This is a genomic window from Paenibacillus abyssi, assembly GCF_014640295.1.
GTDB classification, from domain to species: domain Bacteria; phylum Bacillota; class Bacilli; order Paenibacillales; family Paenibacillaceae; genus Paenibacillus_D; species Paenibacillus_D abyssi.
The window spans coordinates 86,954-107,269 of record NZ_BMGR01000003.1; the positions used below are offsets into that span (position 1 = coordinate 86,954).

17 protein-coding genes are annotated in these 20,316 nt (G+C 50.8%); 16 read left to right on the forward strand and 1 reads right to left on the reverse strand.

Going from position 1 to position 20,316, the window contains the following annotated elements:
* Position 1: 1 nt before the first annotated feature.
* The 9 genes from IEW11_RS05055 to IEW11_RS05095 all read left to right on the forward strand — a co-directional run bounded on the left by IEW11_RS05055 (position 2) and on the right by IEW11_RS05095 (position 9,256).
* Positions 2 to 955, forward strand: a complete 954-nt coding sequence (locus IEW11_RS05055; protein WP_188529639.1) for an ABC transporter permease — start codon at positions 2 to 4, stop codon at positions 953 to 955.
* Between the two features lie 151 nt (positions 956 to 1,106).
* Complete coding sequence (gene deoR, locus IEW11_RS05060; RefSeq protein ID WP_188529641.1) at positions 1,107 to 2,069, forward strand: DNA-binding transcriptional repressor DeoR; 963 nt, start codon at positions 1,107 to 1,109, stop codon at positions 2,067 to 2,069.
* Positions 2,070 to 2,116: 47 nt separating this feature from the next.
* A complete protein-coding gene (deoC, locus tag IEW11_RS05065; protein ID WP_188529643.1) occupies positions 2,117 to 2,809 on the forward strand; it encodes a deoxyribose-phosphate aldolase in 693 nt (230 codons plus the stop codon).
* Positions 2,810 to 3,216: 407 nt separating this feature from the next.
* The gene (locus IEW11_RS05070) at positions 3,217 to 3,999 is read left to right on the forward strand and encodes an ABC transporter ATP-binding protein (protein WP_188529645.1); all 783 of its coding nucleotides are present in this window, start codon (positions 3,217 to 3,219) and stop codon (positions 3,997 to 3,999) included.
* 3 nt (positions 4,000 to 4,002) lie between these two features.
* A complete protein-coding gene (locus IEW11_RS05075) occupies positions 4,003 to 4,815 on the forward strand; it encodes an ABC transporter permease (RefSeq protein WP_229724964.1) in 813 nt (270 codons plus the stop codon).
* Complete coding sequence (locus IEW11_RS05080) at positions 4,815 to 5,645, forward strand: ABC transporter permease (RefSeq protein ID WP_188529647.1); 831 nt, start codon at positions 4,815 to 4,817, stop codon at positions 5,643 to 5,645. The genes IEW11_RS05075 and IEW11_RS05080 overlap by 1 nt, the downstream gene beginning before the upstream one ends.
* 139 nt (positions 5,646 to 5,784) lie before the next feature.
* Positions 5,785 to 6,858: an ABC transporter substrate-binding protein gene (locus IEW11_RS05085; protein ID WP_188529650.1), complete on the forward strand. Its 1,074-nt coding sequence runs from the start codon at positions 5,785 to 5,787 to the stop codon at positions 6,856 to 6,858.
* Positions 6,859 to 6,882: 24 nt separating this feature from the next.
* On the forward strand, positions 6,883 to 7,764 hold the full coding sequence (locus tag IEW11_RS05090; protein WP_188529653.1) for a nitrilase-related carbon-nitrogen hydrolase: 882 nt from the start codon (positions 6,883 to 6,885) through the stop codon (positions 7,762 to 7,764).
* Positions 7,765 to 7,876: 112 nt separating this feature from the next.
* Positions 7,877 to 9,256, forward strand: a complete 1,380-nt coding sequence (locus IEW11_RS05095; RefSeq protein ID WP_188529655.1) for an aspartate aminotransferase family protein — start codon at positions 7,877 to 7,879, stop codon at positions 9,254 to 9,256.
* Here the strand turns inward: IEW11_RS05095 and IEW11_RS05100 are convergent.
* A complete protein-coding gene (locus tag IEW11_RS05100) occupies positions 9,253 to 10,923 on the reverse strand; it encodes a PucR family transcriptional regulator (RefSeq protein WP_188529657.1) in 1,671 nt (556 codons plus the stop codon). The two genes, IEW11_RS05095 and IEW11_RS05100, sit on opposite strands and share 4 nt — an antisense overlap.
* 270 nt (positions 10,924 to 11,193) lie before the next feature.
* Here IEW11_RS05100 and IEW11_RS05105 point away from each other — a divergent pair, with 270 nt between their 5' ends.
* From IEW11_RS05105 to IEW11_RS05135, 7 genes are all read left to right on the forward strand, one after another.
* Positions 11,194 to 12,441 (forward strand): M20 family metallo-hydrolase, encoded by a 1,248-nt coding sequence (locus IEW11_RS05105; protein WP_188529659.1) that lies wholly within the window; start codon positions 11,194 to 11,196, stop codon positions 12,439 to 12,441.
* A gap of 4 nt (positions 12,442 to 12,445) precedes the next feature.
* On the forward strand, positions 12,446 to 13,825 hold the full coding sequence (locus IEW11_RS05110; protein ID WP_188529661.1) for an NAD(P)-dependent oxidoreductase: 1,380 nt from the start codon (positions 12,446 to 12,448) through the stop codon (positions 13,823 to 13,825).
* 23 nt (positions 13,826 to 13,848) lie between these two features.
* Positions 13,849 to 15,138, forward strand: coding sequence for an NAD-dependent dihydropyrimidine dehydrogenase subunit PreA (preA, locus tag IEW11_RS05115; RefSeq protein WP_188529663.1), 1,290 nt, complete (start codon positions 13,849 to 13,851; stop codon positions 15,136 to 15,138).
* Between the two features lie 3 nt (positions 15,139 to 15,141).
* Positions 15,142 to 16,581 carry a dihydropyrimidinase gene (gene hydA, locus IEW11_RS05120; protein ID WP_188529665.1) on the forward strand — a complete coding sequence of 480 codons (1,440 nt, stop codon included), beginning with the start codon at positions 15,142 to 15,144 and terminating at the stop codon, positions 16,579 to 16,581.
* Positions 16,568 to 16,789 carry a hypothetical protein gene (locus tag IEW11_RS05125; RefSeq protein ID WP_188529667.1) on the forward strand — a complete coding sequence of 74 codons (222 nt, stop codon included), beginning with the start codon at positions 16,568 to 16,570 and terminating at the stop codon, positions 16,787 to 16,789. Before hydA ends, IEW11_RS05125 begins: the two co-directional genes overlap by 14 nt.
* 545 nt (positions 16,790 to 17,334) lie before the next feature.
* Entirely contained in the window at positions 17,335 to 18,483 is a 1,149-nt protein-coding gene (locus IEW11_RS05130) for a family 8 glycosyl hydrolase (protein WP_373289304.1), read from the forward strand.
* 250 nt (positions 18,484 to 18,733) lie between these two features.
* Positions 18,734 to 20,305: a response regulator transcription factor gene (locus IEW11_RS05135; RefSeq protein WP_188529671.1), complete on the forward strand. Its 1,572-nt coding sequence runs from the start codon at positions 18,734 to 18,736 to the stop codon at positions 20,303 to 20,305.
* The last annotated feature ends 11 nt before the right edge of the window (positions 20,306 to 20,316 follow it).

Consider the following 20,316-nt stretch of genomic DNA (forward strand, 5'->3'; position numbering starts at 1 on the left):
GATGTGGACCCTTATTCAGCAAATATTTCCTTATGCCATCGTGTTCACGATTCCTCTTCTTATTACGGCTTTAGGCGGTTTGTTCAGTGAACGGAGCGGCGTCGTTAATATTGGCTTGGAAGGACTTATGGTCGTTGGATCCTTTATCGGCGCTTTAGTGATTTTCAAATTACAGGCGGCGTGGCCGGGGAATCCGTTTATTCTTTGGATTGGCCTGCTTGCAGCGATGGCAGCCGGGGTGCTGTTCTCCCTCCTGCATGCTTTTGCCAGCATTAACTTGAGCGCCAACCAGGTCATTAGCGGAACGGCGATTAACATGATCGCCGGCGCTTTGACGATATTTCTGGCGAGGAACATTACAGGAAGCGGCAACGTGCGGATTACAAGCGGGTTTTTGCCTTTTGACGTCCCCGTGCTTTCCTCCATTCCCATCATCGGGGATTTGTTGTTTACGAAGACGTATCCGACAACCTGGCTTATTCTGCTGGTCGTATTATTAAGCAGCTTTATGCTGAACAAAACAGCTTTTGGCTTGCGTTTGCGGGCTTGCGGCGAATATCCGCAGGCAGCCGAAGCAGCCGGTGTTAATGTGAGGCGGATGCGTTATATCGGCGTGATGATCTCAGGCGCATTCTCGGCGCTTGGCGGAGCGGTATTCATCGTGACGTTTGCCGGTGAATTTAACGGAACGGTAGCTGGATTAGGTTTTTTGGCCTTGGCAGCGCTCATATTCGGGCAATGGCGTCCTTTCGGCGTACTGGCGGCAACCCTGTTCTTTGGGATTGCCAGCACGCTCGCAAACGTCTCCCAGGTGATTCCGTCGCTTGCAGTCATCCCGCCGTTTATTCTAAAAGTGTTTCCTTATGTGATTACACTCATAGCGCTTGTTCTGTTTTCAAAGTCTTCACAGGCGCCTAAGGCGGCGGGCGAGGCTTTTGATTCAGGCAAGCGATGAAGCCGGGGGCGTACCTGGGCCTGTGTCTAACGGTTGTACGGGGGCCGTTGTCATTCTTTAAAACATTTGCTATAATTTTCGGTGAAAAAATGTGTATTGTTGACAGCACATTTTTTCGCTATTGGAACATCAAGGGAAGAGTTGAGCGTATATGGCTGATGAACGTTCGGATGATAAGCAAGCCAAAATGATTGATGCGGCTAGAATGTACTATGAATTGAACTATAATCAAGAGGAAATTGCCAAGAAAATCGGCGTTTCCCGCCCTACGGTATCCCGGTTTCTACAGCAGGCGAAGGATGAGGGATACGTTCAAATCAAAATCATCGATCCAAAGGAAAACAACGGCCTCCTCGCGCAGCAGATTGAACAACGATTCGGGCTCAAAAAAGCGGTCATCGTCTCCGTGCCGCAGTATGAGGATGCCATTGTGAAGAAGTATTTGGGTGTGGCGACGGGTGACTATTTGTATGAAACCGTGAAAGACGGAGACATTATTGCCATGACATGGGGGACAACGCTGTATCAGGCGGCCCTTAACCTGCGGGACAAACACGTGAAGGACGTCAAGGTGGTACAGCTTAACGGCGGGGTCAGCCATTCGGAGACGAATACGTACGCTTATGAGATTGTTCATTTGTTCGGCAAAGCGTTCCATACGGTGCCTTACTTCATTCCGCTGCCAGCCATCGTTGACCATTCCGTCGTAAAGCATGCAATCGAGTCGGATCGGCATATCCGCAATATTCTGGAGATGGGCAAGCAATCCAATGTTGCCATTGTGACAGTTGGCGCACCGACTGAAGATTCCGTATTAATCAAAGCGAATTATTTTACGGAGTCTGACCTGAAGGTTATCCATGAACGAGGCGTTGGAGATATCTGCTCGCGTTATATTGATGCGGATGGAAACATCATTGCCGATGAATTGAACGGGCGAACGATCGGAATTGATCTTGAAGAGTTGAAACTGAAGGAGCAATCGATTCTCGTAGCCGGGGGGCCCAAGAAGGTTGAAGGGATTTACGGTGCTCTACGCGGGCAGTATGCCAATGTTTTAATTACCGATCAATTTACAGCCAAATATTTGATGGAACGGGATCGTTCATTATAATACAAGCCGGCTATCCACGGAGGGCTGTGCGATGGGAGAGACGAGATTTGAGTTCAGAACATGAAGCTGGAAAAACTGAAGAGCTGTCTGCCTACTTTGATCATACGTTATTGAAGCCGGACAGCAAAGTATCCGATATCGTCCGTTTGTGTGCGGAAGCGCGTAAATACCGGTTCGCGACCGTATGCGTTAATCCTTTCTGGGTGCCTGCGGCGGCAGAGCAGCTGGCTGGCTCTGGCGTAGGCGTGACAACTGTTATCGGGTTTCCGCTCGGGGCGACGAGCACGTTTTCAAAGGTTGCTGAGACGAGGGACGCGATCGCCGGAGGTGCGACTGAGATTGATATGGTTATCAATGTCGGGGCGCTGAAATCGGGAATGTACGGCGATGTAAAGAGTGATATCGAGGCCGTGGTCCGTGCCTGCAGAGGTCGTGCCGTCGTTAAAGTCATCATTGAGACGGGTTATCTCACGGATGATGAGAAAGTGAAGGCGTGCGAGCTTAGTCAATCGGCGGGGGCTGACTTTGTGAAGACGTCGACGGGATTCGGGCCGGGCGGCGCAACGGTTGAAGACATCGCATTAATGCGGCAGACAGTCGGGCCGGAGATGGGAGTTAAAGCCTCAGGAGGCGTGCGGGATGAGGCGGCCGTCCGCAGCTTGATTGCTGCAGGAGCGACCCGGATCGGTGCGAGCTCAAGCGTGGCGATCGTCACCGGAGGCCAAGGAACCGGGTACTGATTTTGGCCGGCAGCCGATAGATAGTGTGTAACTATAATAGAAGAGCCGCGGTTGACAATGTTTTGTCTGCCGCGGCTTTTCTTTGTTCGGAGAGGAAAACATTAAATTTAATGTCAATTTATATTACATAAATAATCAGAATAATGGGGGAGTTGCCCTCCCTTTTTGGACATAATGACCGAACTTTTGGCTGCCTAATTTACCTTTATGTCTAATGTTAGTCTGGGTGCAACAGTGTAACATGTAAGTAAATAAGACATAAATAAATATGAATAAATGATTTAGGTGCAAATATGTCATTAAACATGACATATAGTTAAGGTTGATAAGGAAATATTTTGGGTGATTCGCTTTCATTAGTCTTCAAGAGCAAGTAGTTTTCCGTGTGAAATAAAGGGGGAGTGAAAATGGCTGGGACAGCGATAACAATTCCTGAGATTCAGATGGAGCAGGTTAGCATGCAGTACGATACGGGAGCATCCGACGTATTGGCCGTTCAACAAGTGAGCTTGAAAATTGCCAAAGGAGAGTTTGTTTCCCTTTTGGGCCCTTCGGGCTGCGGCAAGACGACATTGCTTCGCCTGATGGCGGATTTGATTCAACCGACGAGCGGCATGATTAAGATCGCCGGGCAATCCGCCAGAGAAGCCAGGTTGGCGCAAAAGTACGGCATCGTTTTTCAAAATCCTGTCTTATATGATTGGAGAAAGGTCAAGGATAATATCACACTGCCGCTGGAAATGATGGGCGTCCAGAAGGCTCGGCGCAGCAAAAAAGCTGAAGAACTGCTGGAATTGGTCGGTTTGCAGGATTTCGGCAGCCAATACCCTTGGCAGTTAAGCGGGGGGATGCAGCAGCGGGTAGCGATTGCCCGGGCGCTGTCGATGGAACCGGAAATATTGCTGATGGACGAACCGTTTTCAGCATTGGATGAATTTTCAAGGGAACGATTGAATGAAGAGCTGTTATTGATCTGGAGCAAGGTGAAAAACACCGTCGTATTTGTTACGCACAGTATCCCCGAATCGATCTTTTTGTCTGACCGGGTATTTGTTCTTTCTCCCCACCCCGGAAGATTGTCCTCTGTCGTTGAGATTCCTCTGCCGCGGCCCCGTACCCAGGAAATGAGAAACAGCCCGGAATTTTTTCAGCTTATCGCTGCCATCCGCGATCGATTTGAAGGGGTGTAGCAAATGAAGGGGCAAACCATGTTGTATCGCGGCCGTATGCTGCCGACAATCGTGTGGGGGCTTGGCCTGCTCATCCTTTGGGAAGCTGTTTCCTGGTTGATGCTGCAGGTGCTGCAGGTACCGCTCGCCCAATCCAAGCTGCCTTATATTCATAAGGTCTTGTACACCTTCGGGCAGTATGGAAGCACCTTATTGATGGAAGGGGGCGTCACCTTTGCCAATGCAGGTCTCGGATTCCTGCTTGGAGCTATTGCCGGGACTTTGATCGCGATTCTGATGAGCATATCGAAATGGGTCGAGCAGCTGACCTTCCCTTATGCGGTTGCTTCCCAGATGATACCGATTCTAGGCCTGGCTCCGATTATTTATGGCATCGTGCGCGATGAGCAATTGGCGCGTGTACTGATCGCAGGGTATATCACGTTTTTTCCCGTTGCGTTGAATATGTTGAGAGGGCTGAGGAGTGCTGAGCCGGCGGCGCTCGAATTAATGTATTCCTATGCGGCCAAGCCATGGCAGATGTATTGGAAATTACGGTTTCCGGCTGCTCTTCCGGGCCTGTTCAGCGGACTCAAAATTGCCGCGCCGCTTGCCGTGACCGGTGCTATTCTGGTGGAGCTTATGGGGGCCCGGCAAGGAATCGGCGTAATCATGCTGCGCAATCTGTATTACGGACCATCCCATAATTACATGTTTTGGTCCACCGTATTTATCGGCGCAATGCTCGGAGTGGCCAGTTATTTGGCCATCAATCTGATGGAGCGGATTGCGGCGCCATGGCAGCCGGAATTTCGTGTCAAAGGGGGCGGCAGGTAATGGAGGGGAATACGGCCGTGGAACGCCGCTTGATGATTCGTTCAGGTGAGGGGAAGCGAAGGAAGGGGGATACGGGGAGCCGGATTTGGCTTCCGATTGTTGTCGGCCTGCTGATGCTTGGACTATGGCAAATGCAGGTGTTTCATTTTTTGTTCGATTTGAAAACCTACCAGCTCCCGCTGCCGCTGGCGATCCTTGAGGCGATGGCGAATAATCTCGATCTCCTCCTGTCCTACGCTGGTTACACACTAACCCAGGCTATTCTCGGTATGCTGGCAGGTTCAGCGGCTGGGTTTATCGTCGCATTGGGTGCAACGGCTTGGCCGAAATGGGGAGCAGGCAGCGTAATTATCGTCGCTTCATTAAACGCGGTTCCAATCGTCGCTTTGGCTCCTATTATGAATTTGTGGTTTGGCGACGGCATCGGGTCGAGAATTGCCATCGTAGCGGTCACGACGATGGCGGCGATGGCTGTCAACGCCCACAAGGGAATGAATATGATCAGTCCGTTGGCCTTGGATCTGATGCACGCTTATGCGGCGAAGAAGCACGAGGTGCTCCTGTATTTACGAATTCCGAGAAGTCTGCCCTATGTGTTCACCGCGCTAAAAATCAATACAACTGCCAGCATGATCGGAGCGATCGTGGGCGAGTTTTTCTTCTCTTCCAGAGGCCTCGGGTACTTGCTGTCCAATTCGATTAAAGTGGCGAAAATGCCGCTTGGCTGGTCCTGCATTATCGTTGCCGCTGTCGCGGGCGTCCTTTTTTACTTAATTGTAGAAAGGCTTGAAAAAGTATTTATCAGGTGGCACCCCTCCCAGAGAAGCTGATCGGGGATAAATGGTATCTACACAGCCGGCTGAAGCGGGGGACAGAGAGAAGCCGCCCGGTCGAACCTATATAGCAATTGCGATAATGTCCATGCTGTGCATTGCTTTACCACATTGTCGGAAGAGGGAGAGATGATCGATGAAAGAGAACAAATGGAAATGCCGCAGAGCCCTATTGATCGCTGTTATTATGCTGTTTGTTTCGGTTGCTGCCGCATGTGGAAACGGAAATGAACCTGCAGAATCGGAGAATGAGACACCAGGAACGGAAGCGGAGGCGGAAACGGCACCGGTGCCCGTTAAGCTTCAGTTGAAGTGGGTGCCGCAAGCGCAGTTCGCCGGTTACTTTGTCGCGCTGGATAAAGGCTATTATGAAGAGGAGGGGCTGGCAGTCGAAATTTTGCCGGGCGGGCCGGATATTGTTCCGGAGCAGCAGGTCGCAAATGGAGTGGCACAGATCGGGGTTGATTGGGTAGCCAGTCTGTTGGCGCATCAGGAGCAGGGCTTGCCGCTTGTGGAAATCGCCCAAATCTATCAGGAGAGCGGATTGGTGCTGGTCTCCAAGAAGGAGGCGGGAATCAACACGCCGGCTGACCTGGCAGGCAAAAAGGTAGGCAACTGGATGGGCGGTAATGAATTTGAGATTTTGGCGCTGTTTGACAAGTATACGCTCGATCCGAATAAGGATCTGGAATTTGTAAAGCAAGGGTTTACGATGGACCAATTTCTCGCCGGCGAGTTGGATGCCGCATCGGCAATGACCTACAACGAGTATCAGGTCGTGCTCGGTCAAGGGGTGCCGGAGAGCGATTTATCGGTCATTGATATGAATGATGAAGGCGTGGCCATGCTGGAGGATAATCTGTTTGCCAATAAAGAATGGCTCGAGGACAACAAAGAGACGGCTGCCAAGTTTGTCAGGGCATCACTCAAGGGCTGGAAGGATGCGATCGATGATCCGGAAGCGGCTGTAGACAGTGTCATGAAAGAAACGGAGGAAGGCAGCACATCAAGAGAGCATCAGTTAAAAATGATGGAGGAAGTGGCAAAGCTGGTTCTTCCCGAAGGCTTTGACATCACCAAAATGGGAGTTATCGACCATGAGAAATTCAAGCAAACGGCGGACATCGCCCTTCAGTTCGGCGTTATCGAGAATCCGGCCAACCTGGAAGAAGCCTATACGAATGAAATTATAGAGATGGCAATAGAATAAGGAAATGGCAGGAGGCCTGCGAGAATGGATACGATAAGAATCGGCCTGATTCAAGCGCGTCATGATGTACATGGCGAAGAGTCTGTGGAGGTGCACAAAGCTGCAGCGATAGAAAAGCATTTGATGCTTTTGCGGGAAGCGAAACAGCAGGGCGCCCAAATCGTATCTCTGCAGGAAATTTTCTACGGTCCCTACTTTTGCGCGGAGCAGAAGGTGAAATGGTATGATGCGGCGGAGGAGATCCCGGATGGACCGACGACCAGGCTGTTTCAATCGGCTGCCAAGGAGCTTGGTCTTGTCATCGTTCTGCCGATCTATGAACGCGAAGGCATTGCGACTTATTATAATACAGCGGCTGTGATCGATGCCGACGGGACCTATCTCGGCAAGTACAGGAAGCATCATATTCCACATGTCGGAGCGGGAGAAGGCGGCTGCGGATTTTGGGAGAAGTATTACTTTAAACCAGGAGATCTGGGATACCCGGTATTTGATACGGCATTTGCCAAGGTGGGCGTCTATATTTGTTACGACCGTCATTTTCCGGAAGGGGCGAGAATGCTTGGCCTTGGCGGGGCGGAAATTGTGTTTAACCCGTCTGCAACGGTCTCGGGTACATCCGAATATTTATGGAAGCTGGAGCAGCCTGCCCATGCCGTAGCGAACGGTTATTATGTGGCCGCTATTAACCGTGTCGGCGTTGAAGGCCCATGGAATATGGGAGAGTTCTACGGCCAATCGTATTTGGTCGATCCGCGTGGAAGCTTTGTTGCGATGGGCAGCAGGGATCGGGATGAAGTGGTAATCGGAGACTTGAACAAATCGCTGATCCGCGAAGTGCGTGAAAGCTGGCAGTTTTACCGTGACCGCCGTCCAGAGACTTATCAAGGTCTGGCCCTGTTATAACGGCAAGAAGAAAGATTGAAATGGAGCTGTTCCAACTAAGGAGGCTCCTTTCTTTTTCCGGAAAACCACGTCATGGCGGTCTAATAATTGTTAACGGTGAGGAGCTGACTGTATGTTGGATATCGATAACACTAGCGATACGATAGCGGATAAAGACCGGAAATTTCTATGGCATAATATGCTTCCTTATAATGGCAACCAACCGCCGATGGTTGTCACGGAAGGGAAAGGGGCGTGGATCACGGATCTTCAAGGCAACCGCTACTTGGATGCAATGTCCGGTCTATGGTGTGTCAATGTAGGCTATGGAAGAGCGGAATTGGCGGAGGCAGCTTATGAGCAGATGCTCATGATGCCGTATTATCCTCTGACGCAAAGCCATCTGCCGGCTGTCCGGCTGGCAGAGAAATTAAATGAATGGCTGGAAGGGGAGTATGTTATCTTCTTCTCGAACAGCGGCTCGGAGGCGAATGAGGCTGCCTTTAAAATTGCAAGGCAATATCATCAGCAGACCGGCGGGCATAACCGTTATAAATTCATCGCCCGGTACCGCGCTTATCATGGGGGCTCCATGGGTGCACTGTCTGCAACAGGCCAAGCGCAGCGGAAATACAAATATGAACCGCTCGGAGGCGGATTTCTTCACGTCCATCCACCGGACAGCTATCGCCGCCCTGCCGGCCAATCGCAGATGGATTTTAACCTGCAATGTGCGCAAGCGATCGAGGATATGATCGTTTGGGAAGGAGAGGAAACGATCGCGGGGGTCATTCTGGAGCCGGTTATTACGGGTGGGGGCGTTATCGTCCCGGAGGCGGCCTATTTGGATCGCGTACAGGAAATCTGCCGCAAGTACGGGGTGCTGCTCATCGTGGATGAAGTGATCTGCGGGTTCGGCCGTTCCGGCAAAAAGTTCGGGCATCTGAACTTTAACATGAAGCCGGATATTGTTACGATGGCGAAGGGGCTGACAAGCGGCTACCTGCCGCTGTCCGCGACAGCCGTACGCAAGGAAATCTATGATGCTTTCAAAGATCCGGCAGCGTACAGCCATTTCCGCCATGTCAATACATTCGGCGGCAATCCGTCGGCATGCGCGGTGGCGTTGAAAAACCTGGAAATTATGGAGCGGGATCATCTTGTTGAACGCTCGCGGCTGCTAGGCCAGCGATTAAGAGAGGAAATGCAGGAGCTGCTGGCGCATCCGCTTGTGGGAGATGTTCGCAGCTTTGGCTTTCTTCTGGGCATCGAGCTGGTACAGGATAAACAGACCAAGGAGCCGGCTCCGCTGGCGACGGTCAATAAGATTATCGGGGAATGCAAAAAGAAGGGGTTAATTATCGGGAAGAACGGAGACACGGTCGCCGGATTTAACAATGTGTTATGTTTTTCTCCGCCTCTCTCTTCCACGGATGAAGATTTACAATTCATTGTCACTACCTTTAAGCAGGTCATGAGCAACCAAGTTCAGGCCAGCGATAACCTGAACTAAGCGTGTCCGGTGAATTTATCAGGGTTCAACAGCTGATAGGCGCGCAAAGCGACCTGAATGGAGATCCGGTTTTCCGGGGACATGAACGATTCGCCAAGCAGCTCTGATATTTTCTCAAGCCGATAGTAGAGAGACTGCCTGACAATATACAGCTTTTGTGCCGCGATTTGCTTTGAGCCGTCGTTGTCCAAATACACCTTAAGCGTCAGCAGCAGCTCGCTGCCCTTGGAATGATCATGGTCGATTAAAGGCCCCAGGTAATCACGGATAAAGGTCTGCAGCGTCTTGCCGTCATTTAAGCTGAACAGCAATCTGAACACCCCGAGCTCCTCATAGAAAAGCAGCGCCCGTTTGGAGCAAGGATATAACGAGAGAGCTTGCACCGCTTCCTGATAGCCGGCATAGGCATCCTTGAGACGGGTGTAGGTTTTGCCCACTCCGATTACCAACTGCAAACCCTTCGGCTTATCAGGGGCATGGATATCAAGAAGGGCAGCCAGCGCTTGCTGCAACCTTGCTTTTGTCTGCACCTTCGATTTCATATCCAGTGCGATGACGGCCAGACGATTGTTCTTTAACGTAATGAGCGGCAGGAAAGAAAACTTCTCAAACGTGGAACGCAGCGTCATAAATAATTGAAGCCGGATCGAATCCCAATCGTTATCGAATACATTCGGGTGGTCATCGTAAAGATTCTCAACCTCAATTAAACAGACTTGGTAATTCAACTCATTCAGCTTTTTGAAGTCGGGGCCGATTAAGGCTGTAATATGCTTCTCGTCATCAAATCGGCTGCTGAGCAGTTCATCCACCCACAGGTTTTCGGAATAAAGCTTTCTCTCTTCCATATAACGTGTCCGAAGCAGCTCCTGCGCAATCGATAGAGAGGCCGAGTCGAGCAGGAGGTAGTCATACTCCCGCGGCTTGTGCCCGCAAACCATCACAATATGTGCCCATGTTTGATCCAATGCGCCTACCGGCTTCAAGACGACCGTTCGTTTTTCGTAATGCCTTAGGATTGGGGAGCTATTTGGTTTGATGCCCTCCAGTTCCTCCCAGAATGGGTCCAATGATTGAAAGAGATGGTTCTGCTCTTGAGCGGGAAGGGTTGGAAAGCAAACGGGTTTCCCTATGATCGGCCGGTATATAATCTGGCACTGCGTGCTTTTGTATAGCAGTTTAAGCACATTCGACGTCCCTTGCGAGGAAAGCGTTAAGCGGTGGAATTCTCTGGACAGACTTTCGAGCTCCTGAAGCATCTTGTGGTGCCGGTTAATAATTAATGAATGCAAATCCTGCGTGATATCGACAAAACGGACGGTACGCGGAAAGAGAATAAGCGGAAACTGATAGCGGTTTGCAAGCTCGATGAGCTCTTCGGAGACGGTATCGAAGTATTGTCCGATTTCGATGCATAGGCAAGTGGCGTTTTGTTTAATTAAATTTTCCAGAAATGTGATGGAGGAAACGGCATCCCAATTGAAACCCAGACCCGTTGTGAGGATCATCTCTTCCCCGTGGATCAGTGTTTCAAAGCTCGTAATCTCTAAAATATGCACCCACCGAATGAATCGGTATAATCCTTCTTCTCCCGCAATCACCTGGGCATGCTGAAAAAGCGGCCTTTGCAGTGCCTCACGAACCGTAAGAACAAGCTCTGAATCCAATGGAATCCCTCGCTTTCAATTGTTCTACATGGTGCTGCCCGCGTAAAAAAAGTCGGATTTGAAATTTGACATAATGTCTAGTGTATCGAAAATCGGGGAGCGATATAGTTTAATCAGGGTTTGTTAGATAATATGACATTTGAGAAAGGGATTTAATAATCATAGAACAATTTTCAGCTTTTATCTATAGTGTTTATGGAAAATTTTCAGAAAATTTTGATTATAATGTTATATTATGTTACATAAAAGAATGCTGCGGAGGAGAAAGAGATGCTGAATTTTACAATTAACGCAAACAGAGTTGAAGAGCGAATCGACCGCCTTGCCGAAATTGGGAAAATCAGTGCCACGGGTGTATGCAGGCTGGCTCTATCCCCTGAGGATCGCCAAGCCGTTAATGTTGTGAAGTTATGGATGGAAGAAGCCGGCATGAAAGCTCGCATCGATGCCTTCGGCAATTTGATTGGCAGGATTGAAGGATTGAACCCGGATGCTCCTTCCATTATGATCGGCTCTCATATTGATACGCAGCCCTATGCAGGAAGATTCGACGGAATTGTGGGCGTGATCGGAGCGATCGAAGCGGTGCAGACATTCAAAGAGAGAAGCATCGTTCCGTCCGTTCCGATTGAGGTCGCTGCCTTTTGTGATGAAGAAGGCTGCCGGTTCAATAAAGGGCTGTTCGGCGTCCGGGGACTGCTCGGACAATTGGAAGAAGGTGAGCTCGAGCGGACCGACAAGAACGGAATCACGCGCAGACAGGCGCTGCTGGAGTTTGGAGGCGAGCCGGAAGGGTTCGCCGACAGCGAATATCAGCCCGGTCAAGTGGGAACCTTTCTGGAGCTTCACATCGAGCAGGGGCCGGTCCTCGAATCATTGGATTGTCCGGTAGGCATCGTAACCGGCATTTCCGGTCCGTTGTGGTGGACGGTGGATATGTATGGTTTTGCCGGACATGCCGGATCGGTTCCGATGGGACTTCGGAGGGACGCGCTTGTCGGGGCTTCCAAAGTAATTGTCGGGCTGCAGGCGATAGCGTCAAGCCAGCCTGAAGCGCCGACCGTCGGCACGGTGGGCTCGCTCAAGGTGTTTCCGGATTCGAGGAACATCATACCGGAGCATGTGCAATTTACGGTTGATCTGCGTGATATCGATTTGTCGCGTCGCAACAAACTGGAGAAGCAGCTGCGCGGGCTGATCGACCAGGCTGCACAGGAGCATGGGCTGCGCGTAGAGATCAGGGAGGATACCAACAGCGAGCCCCGCTACTGTGCTCCCCGTATTCTGAATACGGTGCGGGAAGCGGCAAAGGAGATGAAGGTGGCAGCACCCGAATTAATGAGCGGCCCGTTTCACGATTCGCTGGCCATGTCCTATTATTGCGATTACGGCATGATCTTTGTCCGCTGCAAGGAGGGAATCAGCCATAATCCACAGGAATATGCCAGCAAAGAAGATATTGCCACGGGTACTGAGCTGCTCTACCAAACACTGTTAAAAATGTGCCAGGAGGGATAACGTTATGGAACATTCACGCGTAATCGGATTACTCTCGCCAGAGCGGCTAACCGCCAATTTTGCCGAGGCGCAGCCGGGTTTGACGAGAAAAGCGGCGATGGAGGAATCGAATCGCTGCCTTTATTGTTATGATGCTCCTTGTATCACAGCGTGCCCAACAGGCATTAACATCCCTTCTTTTATTAAGCGGATCGCTACGGATAACTTGAAAGGCGCTGCGACAACGATCATGGATTCGAATCCGGTGGGCGCAAGCTGTGCTCGGGTATGTCCTACGGAGGAGCTTTGCGAAGGCGCTTGTGTGTTGAATGGGGCATCGAAGCCGATCATGATCGGGATGCTGCAGCGTTATGCGACGGATTGGGCGATCCAGAGCGGGCAGCAGCTATTTGCTCCCGGACCATCGAACGCTAAGAAGGTTGCGGTGATCGGAGGGGGACCTGCAGGTCTGTCGGCTGCGAGAGAGCTTGCCAGAGAGGGTTTCTCCGTTGTGATCTACGAAGCGAAGCCAATGGCCGGCGGTTTGGATACGCATGGCATCGTATCGTTCCGGCTGCCGCAAACCGTCTCGCTCTGGGAGGTGGAGCAGGTGGAGAAGCTTGGCGTTGAAATAAAGACCGGCGTCAAAGTTGGCGTGGACGTGTCAGCGAAGCAGTTAATTGAAGACTATGACGCTGTTGTGCTTGCGGCCGGAATGGGGTATGTCCCTTCCATCGGCTTGGAAGGGGAAGAATTGGCAGGCGTGTATGATGCCATCCAATTGGTCGAACGCACGAAATTGCATGAGCCATCTATTGCTCTGCTTGGGGCCAAGGTTGCGGTGATTGGCGCCGGCAACACGGCTATCGATGCGGCCACTTGCTCCGTAAGGCTTGGAGCTGAACAGGTGAAGATGGTGTACCGGCGCACTAGGGATGAGATGACTGCGTATGATTTCGAATACGAATTCGCTAAGCAGGAGGGTGTTGAATTTAGTTGGCTGACGGCGCCTAAGCGCATTATCGGTGATTCGAATGGCAAAGTGACTCATCTGGAATGTGTGCAGATGCAGTTGTCCGACAAAGCCGGCGCTGACGGAAGAGCGATTCCTATCCCGATTGAAGGCTCCGAATTCCTTATGCCTGTGGACGCTGTCGTATTGGCAATCGGGCAGAAACGGCATGTCGGCCTCATCGAAAGCATCGGCTTGAAACATGATCGCGGAGTGGTCATCATCGACGAGGCGACACGAAGAACGTCCCATCCCAAAGTGTATGCGGCAGGAGATATCGTCTTTGGGTCCGGGAAGGGAGATGCGATGGTCGTATCGGCGGCGGAACAAGGCAAGCAAACCGCCTACGCGATCAGCAGACATTTTGCAGCGACAAGCTCTGAAGCTATTTAATTCGAATCGGGAGGATGGTAGTGATGGCAGATTTGCGTATTAATCTGGCAGGAATCGAGGCGCCTAATCCATTCTGGTTGGCATCCGCACCGCCTACAAATACCGGTTATCAGGTCCAGCGCGCCTTTGAAGCAGGATGGGGGGGAGCGGTCTGGAAGACACTGGGCGACCCGATCATTAACACTTCTTCACGGTTTGCCGCCGTCCATTTTAATGGCCAGCGGGTGGCCGGCTTCAATAACATCGAGCTCATTACCGATCGGCCGCTTGAAGTCAATCTGAAGGAGATCTACGAAACGAAAAAGAAGTTTCCAAAGCATGCGCTTGTCGTTTCCTTGATGGTTGAACCCAAAAGAGAGAAGTGGCATGAAATCGTCAAAAGGGTAGAGGCCATCGGTGTTGACGGGCTGGAGCTGAACTTCGGCTGCCCTCACGGCATGGCGGAGCGGGGCATGGGTGCGGCCTCCGGGCAGCAGCCGGATCTGGTGGAAATGCAGACGATGTGGGTGAAGGAGGTTGCACAGACACCTGTCATCGTAAAGCTAACGCCCAATATTACGGACATTACCGTGGTAGCGCGCCATGCCGTCAGCGGCGGAGCCGATGCGATCAGCCTGATCAACACAATCAATAGTCTTGCGGGTGTCGATATCCATTCCTGGAATACGATTCCCCATGTCGGCGGAAAAGGCTCGCATGGGGGCTATTGCGGGCCTGCAGTAAAACCGATCGCTTTGAATATGGTAGCGGAATGCGCCAGGGACATGCATGTCGGTGTCCCGATCTCGGGAATCGGAGGCATCTCGAACTGGCAGGACGCGGTGGAGTTTATGCTGATGGGCGCGGCAGGCGTGCAGATCTGTACTGCGGCGATGCATCACGGGTTTCGCATTGTGGAAGAGATGATCGACGGGTTGAACAATTATCTGGATGACAAAGGGATCTCATCGGTGAGGGATATCGTCGGCAAGTCGGTGGAGCGGTATTCGAATTGGGGGGATCTGGACCTTAACTATAGAGTTGTAGCAAGAATCGATCAAGAGACGTGCATCAACTGTAACAAATGCCATATCGCCTGCGAGGACACCTCGCATCAATGCATCGATATGCTGACAAACGCCGATGGGAAGCAGGTTCTGGAGGTGCGTGAAGAAGACTGCGTCGGCTGTAATCTCTGTTCAATCGTATGTCCGGTGGACGGCGCGATCGAAATGGTCGAACTGCCGGGTATTCAACCGCCGATGACATGGAATGATCGACAGCGCGCGATCGAGAAATTAAATGCGGCATCTTCTGAAATGGAGGTTGTATAAGCGATGAAGAAGATTATCAAGAATGGAACGATTGTCACCGCGACGGATACGTACTTTGGCGATATCTTAATCGATGACGGTATCATTGTGATGATCGGCGTTGATCTTGAAGCAGAAGGCGCCGAGATCGTTGATGCTGCAGGCTGTTATATCTTCCCGGGGGGTATCGACCCCCATACGCATCTGGATATGCCGTTCGGCGGGACCGTAACGAAAGATGACTTTGAGAGCGGCACGATTGCTGCCGCATTCGGCGGAACGACGACCGTCATCGATTTCTGCCTGACGTCGAAGGGTGCGCCGCTCGCGAAAGCGGTGGAAACCTGGCATGCGAAATCGAGGGGGAAATCCGTTATTGATTACAGCTTCCACTTAATGATCGCTGAAGTGAGCGATGACGTGCTGTTTGAGCTTCCGCAAATTATTGAGGAAGAAGGGATTACCTCTCTTAAAGTGTTTATGGCGTATAAAAATGTCTTTCAAGCAGACGATGGAACGTTGTTCAAGACGCTGCTGCTGGCCAAGGAGCAGGGCGCACTTGTAATGGTGCACGCGGAGAACGGCGATGTGATCGATTTTCTGATCGCGAAGGCGCTGGAGGAAGGGAAGATTGAGCCGATCTATCATGCGCTGACGCGTCCGCCGGTGCTGGAGGGAGAAGCTACCGGCCGTGCCGCCGATTTGACGGAGCTTGCCGATTCGCAGTTATATGTTGTGCATGTCACATGTGCCGAAGCGGTATGGAAGATAACGGAAGCGCGTAAGAAGGGGCTGCGCGTATATGGTGAGACCTGTCCGCAATATTTGATGCTGGACCAATCCTACCTTGAGAAGCCGAATTTTGAAGGCGCGAAATACGTCTGGTCACCGCCCTTGCGGGAAAAGTGGAACCAGGATGTATTATGGGATGCGCTGAGGAACGGCCAGCTTCAAACGATCGGCTCCGACCAATGCTCCTTTGATTTTAAAGGGCAGAAGGACTTAGGGCTCGGCGACTTTTCAAAAATACCGAACGGAGGCCCGATGATTGAGGACCGGTTCAGTGTTTTGTATTCGGAAGGGGTTCGCAAGGGACGGATCTCGCTGCACAAGTTCGTGGACATTGTATCAACGGCCAGCGCCAAGCTGTTCGGGCTGTTCCCGCAGAAAGGCACAATCGCGATCGGCAGCGACGCCGATATTGTCATCTTCGACCCGACGGCGGAACGGACGATAAGTGCGGAAACCCACCATATGAATGTCGACTACAACGCCTTTGAAGGCTTGGAAATAACAGGGGAGCCGGTCTCCGTTTTAGTCCGGGGCGAATTCGTCATTCGCAATAAGCAGTTCGTCGGCAAACCGGGCACCGGGCAATACCTGCACCGCAAACGGTTCAACCAAATGGAGAAGCTGCCCATCAAGGAGAAAACAATTGGAGGGTATACTAATGTCGGCTTATGAGGAGTTTTGGGAGGAGAAGCAGGAGATCGACGCTTTGATGGAAAAAGGATTTACGATTGTCGGCGTTGCGGAAATCATGGATGGGATGGATGTACGCTTCGCGAGGGAGGCTTCGGAGCCTAACCAAACGGGTCTTCGTCTGTTAAGTGCGGATGCGAGAAAATATATCGTGGGTTTGATCATCGAGAAGCAAAGAAAAGCGCTGTGAAGATGGCAAGTGTTCATTGCGATTTGAAGCCATTCACTTGACAACCCTATGTAGATTGTTAAAAGCCTCGTCATCTGGGTAATGATGAGTAGGGGGTGTTTCCAATGGATTGGTATCTCGTTATGCCGATTGCAGTTGTCATTATTGGATCATTTTATTCCTATTCCCGTGAGAAGCTGCGATAAACAGACAATAACATTCAATCTGAGAAGCTTTGTTATGAAAATGCCGATGAAAGCTGTGAATAAGAGAAGCTGACAAGCGGTGGGCTATTCATCTTAAAAAGTGATAATGGTGTAGGGGATTCCGAATAGGAACCTCTACACCATTTGCTTTTCCTCAGGCGAATAGGAAGGAATAATCTCTACAATCATAAACTTCTTTAATATTCTAAGTAAGCAGTAAACATCGTCGGGTACGACCAGGCAGAAAAATAAGTTATATTAAAATGAAAACGATTACAAAATGATCATTGATGAATACAAATGATTGAAATACATTGGTGAAACATAAAGTCTTGGAATAAAAAACAGGGGGCAATGGAGATGTCGGAGAAATGGGGCGCTTTTTATACGGGACAATACCGCAACGTGTTTTTGGAGTGCGGGTACGGGGAAGCTGAGATTGAGGCCAGATTACAGCACACGTGGAATGCGCTTTTCGATGGTGATGAAAATACACGAATATATTACGAGGCTGACGGCGGCAAAGGATATATCCTCGATACCGGCAGTTTGGACGTGCGGACCGAGGGCATGTCTTACGGGATGATGATGGCGGTGCAAATGGACCGCAAGGATGTATTCGACCGTTTGTGGAAATGGACGATGGACCATATGTTCATGACGGACGGCCTTCATGCAGGCTATTTTGCCTGGTCCTGCAGCCCGGATGGAACGCGGAATGCGAATGGTCCGGCCCCGGATGGCGAAGAGTTCTTTGCGATGGCGCTGTTGTTCGCTTCCCATCGGTGGCAGGAGGGACCTCCGCCTTATGATTACGGCAAGCAGGCCCGCGATTTGCTGCGGACGTGTATCCATAAAGGAGAGAACGGCGAGGGATATCCGATGTGGAATCCGGACAATAAGCTGATTAAGTTTATTCCGGACTGCGAATATTCCGATCCCTCGTATCACCTGCCGCATTTCTATGAGCTGTTTGCACTGTACGCCTATGAGGAGGATCGGGCGTTCTGGAAGCAGGCGGCGGCGGCCAGCCGGGATTATTTGAAAATTTCCTGCCATCCGGAAACAGGATTAGCGCCGGAATATGCCCATTATGACGGAACGCCGAACAATGACCGGGGTTACGGACACTTCTTCAGCGACTCGTATCGTGTGGCTTGCAATGTGGGCATGGATTGGGAATGGTTCCGGGGGGATACATGGGAAATTGAAGAGGCAAATAAGCTTCAAGCATTCTTCGCGGACAAACAGCCGGGTGATTATCGCCGGTATACGATTTCCGGTGAACCATTCGAGGAGAAATCGCTTCATCCCGTCGGTTTGATTGCGACGAACGCCATGGCCTCTTTAGCCGCCGACGGTCCGCATGCGCGTGCTAATGTAGAGCTATTCTGGAATACACCGGTTCGGACCGGTGTTCGAAGGTACTACGACAACTGTCTCTATATGTTTGCGATGCTGGCGCTTAGCGGCAAATACCGCATATGGCTACCGAAGCGAAAAGACTAGCTTAGCATCAGGTTTCCTGTTATGTGGTAATAGAAAGCAAATGGCTCACAGGGACTTACACTTGTGGCGCCATTTGCTTTCTTTGATCAACAGCGGCGCTTAAGAACATTCGAATGCACGGTTCTCTGTAAACGAATACGTCTCCCGTAAGGTGGCTTCTCCATATTCGGCACATTATTTCTCTGTGAAAAAACTGTTTATCCGTTTTATATGCTTTATAATAAATAGTTGTGAACAAGGAGGCCTGCTCATGCACAAAGTGCTTTTAGTCGATGACGAGTTATTCGTAAGAAAAGGCTTGATGAATTTAATTGACTGGAAATCGCTAGGTTATGAGATATGCGGCGAAGCGGAGAGTGGTCAGGAGGCGCTGGATATTATGGAACAGGTCAGCCCGGATCTGGTCATTACGGATATCCGTATGCCGGTGTTGGACGGTCTTGACCTGATCCGTACCGTTACGACGGAATGGCGCAAGGTTCCTGTATTTATTATTATAAGCGGCTATCATGATTTTAAATATGCACAGCAAGCGCTTCGTTATAATGTACACGATTACCTTCTCAAGCCGATTGATGAGGTAGAGCTTGAGAATACATTGAAGAAGCTGGTTGGAACGATCAGCGCCAAAAAGCTGACGGGTCTCACCGGGAACAAGCTTGCTGCGGGTTCGGTGCTGGAGAGCCTCATCAAAGGAGATTTCCGCGAGGAGGATGCAGGGCAGTATGCCGCCGCCCTTCATATGGAGGAGGAATCCCGGTATGCCTACGTACTGGCGGAGATCCACCCGAAGGGTATGGACGGGGCGCAGACCGATTGGTCGGTGAAGGAAGTAGCGGCAGCGTTGCAGGAAATCGTTGATCGCACAGACTGCGAGATTCCAAGCTATGAGCATGATCCGGGCTTATATGGCTTGCTGCTTGATACGAAGCGGTTAGCTAAAGGGGACAGTAAGTTGGAAGCGATTTACCGATCGGTGCATGCCGCGCTCTCAAGAGCGAAAGACGCTCCCGTCACGCTTTATGTAGGGAAGACAGTGGAGCTGCTGCACGATGTGAAGGAATCATACCGGAGTGCGAGTAAAGCGCTTTCCTACAAATATGCCGAGGATGGAGCGGCGGTGATTGATATCGGCCGCATGCAGGAAACGCCATTGTATTATTTCGATATTGAACCGGCTATGTATACAAAGCTTTTTGAGCATATTGAAGAAAATGATAAAGAGGCCTATTTGTCCGTGATCGATAATTTGTTTGCGGAATTCAAGGAAAAACGGTTTGCCTCGAATGCGGTATCGAACACGATAACGCGCTGCGTGATCGGCGTCATCAAAATTATCCGGGATATGGAAAGCGACGAGAAAGGGCTTGAGTCGCTCCCCGGTATAATGGAGTGGCAGAATCGCCACGTCCGTCTGCAGGAGCTGAAGCAGCTGTTTACCCATTTTATATATGAAGCCTCTGCGTATATCGCCGAGCTGCGCCGGGAGCAGTCCAAAGGCGGTATCGAGAAAATCAAGAAATATATTGAAACCAACTACAATGAAAACATCAGCCTCAAGAGCATCGCCGCCAAATTTTTCATGAATCCGGTTTACTTAGGTCAGCTGTTCCGTAAAACCTACGGCGTGTATTTCAATGACTTTCTGCTTGGTTTACGCGTACAGGAGGCCAAGAAGCTTCTGCGCGTTACCGATTTGCGCATGTATGAAGTCGCCGAGCGGGTAGGCTTTCAAAGCGCCGATTATTTTGTCACCCAATTCGAGAAGCTGGAGAAATTGACCCCGACGGAATACCGGAACAAGCTGATCAACAAACTGTGAACAGGTGGCTG

Coding starts and splice junctions, on each gene's coding strand:
- IEW11_RS05090 (WP_188529653.1), top strand. CDS start 6,883: ATGGATACGATAAGAATCGGCCTGATTCAAGCGCGTCATGATGTACAT.
- IEW11_RS05105 (WP_188529659.1), top strand. CDS start 11,194: ATGCTGAATTTTACAATTAACGCAAACAGAGTTGAAGAGCGAATCGAC.
- IEW11_RS05055 (WP_188529639.1), top strand. CDS start 2: ATGTGGACCCTTATTCAGCAAATATTTCCTTATGCCATCGTGTTCACG.
- preA (WP_188529663.1), top strand. CDS start 13,849: ATGGCAGATTTGCGTATTAATCTGGCAGGAATCGAGGCGCCTAATCCA.
- hydA (WP_188529665.1), top strand. CDS start 15,142: ATGAAGAAGATTATCAAGAATGGAACGATTGTCACCGCGACGGATACG.
- IEW11_RS05125 (WP_188529667.1), top strand. CDS start 16,568: ATGTCGGCTTATGAGGAGTTTTGGGAGGAGAAGCAGGAGATCGACGCT.
- IEW11_RS05095 (WP_188529655.1), top strand. CDS start 7,877: ATGTTGGATATCGATAACACTAGCGATACGATAGCGGATAAAGACCGG.
- IEW11_RS05130 (WP_373289304.1), top strand. CDS start 17,335: ATGTCGGAGAAATGGGGCGCTTTTTATACGGGACAATACCGCAACGTG.
- IEW11_RS05085 (WP_188529650.1), top strand. CDS start 5,785: ATGAAAGAGAACAAATGGAAATGCCGCAGAGCCCTATTGATCGCTGTT.
- IEW11_RS05110 (WP_188529661.1), top strand. CDS start 12,446: ATGGAACATTCACGCGTAATCGGATTACTCTCGCCAGAGCGGCTAACC.
- deoR (WP_188529641.1), top strand. CDS start 1,107: ATGGCTGATGAACGTTCGGATGATAAGCAAGCCAAAATGATTGATGCG.
- IEW11_RS05080 (WP_188529647.1), top strand. CDS start 4,815: ATGGAGGGGAATACGGCCGTGGAACGCCGCTTGATGATTCGTTCAGGT.
- IEW11_RS05135 (WP_188529671.1), top strand. CDS start 18,734: ATGCACAAAGTGCTTTTAGTCGATGACGAGTTATTCGTAAGAAAAGGC.
- IEW11_RS05075 (WP_229724964.1), top strand. CDS start 4,003: ATGAAGGGGCAAACCATGTTGTATCGCGGCCGTATGCTGCCGACAATC.
- IEW11_RS05070 (WP_188529645.1), top strand. CDS start 3,217: ATGGCTGGGACAGCGATAACAATTCCTGAGATTCAGATGGAGCAGGTT.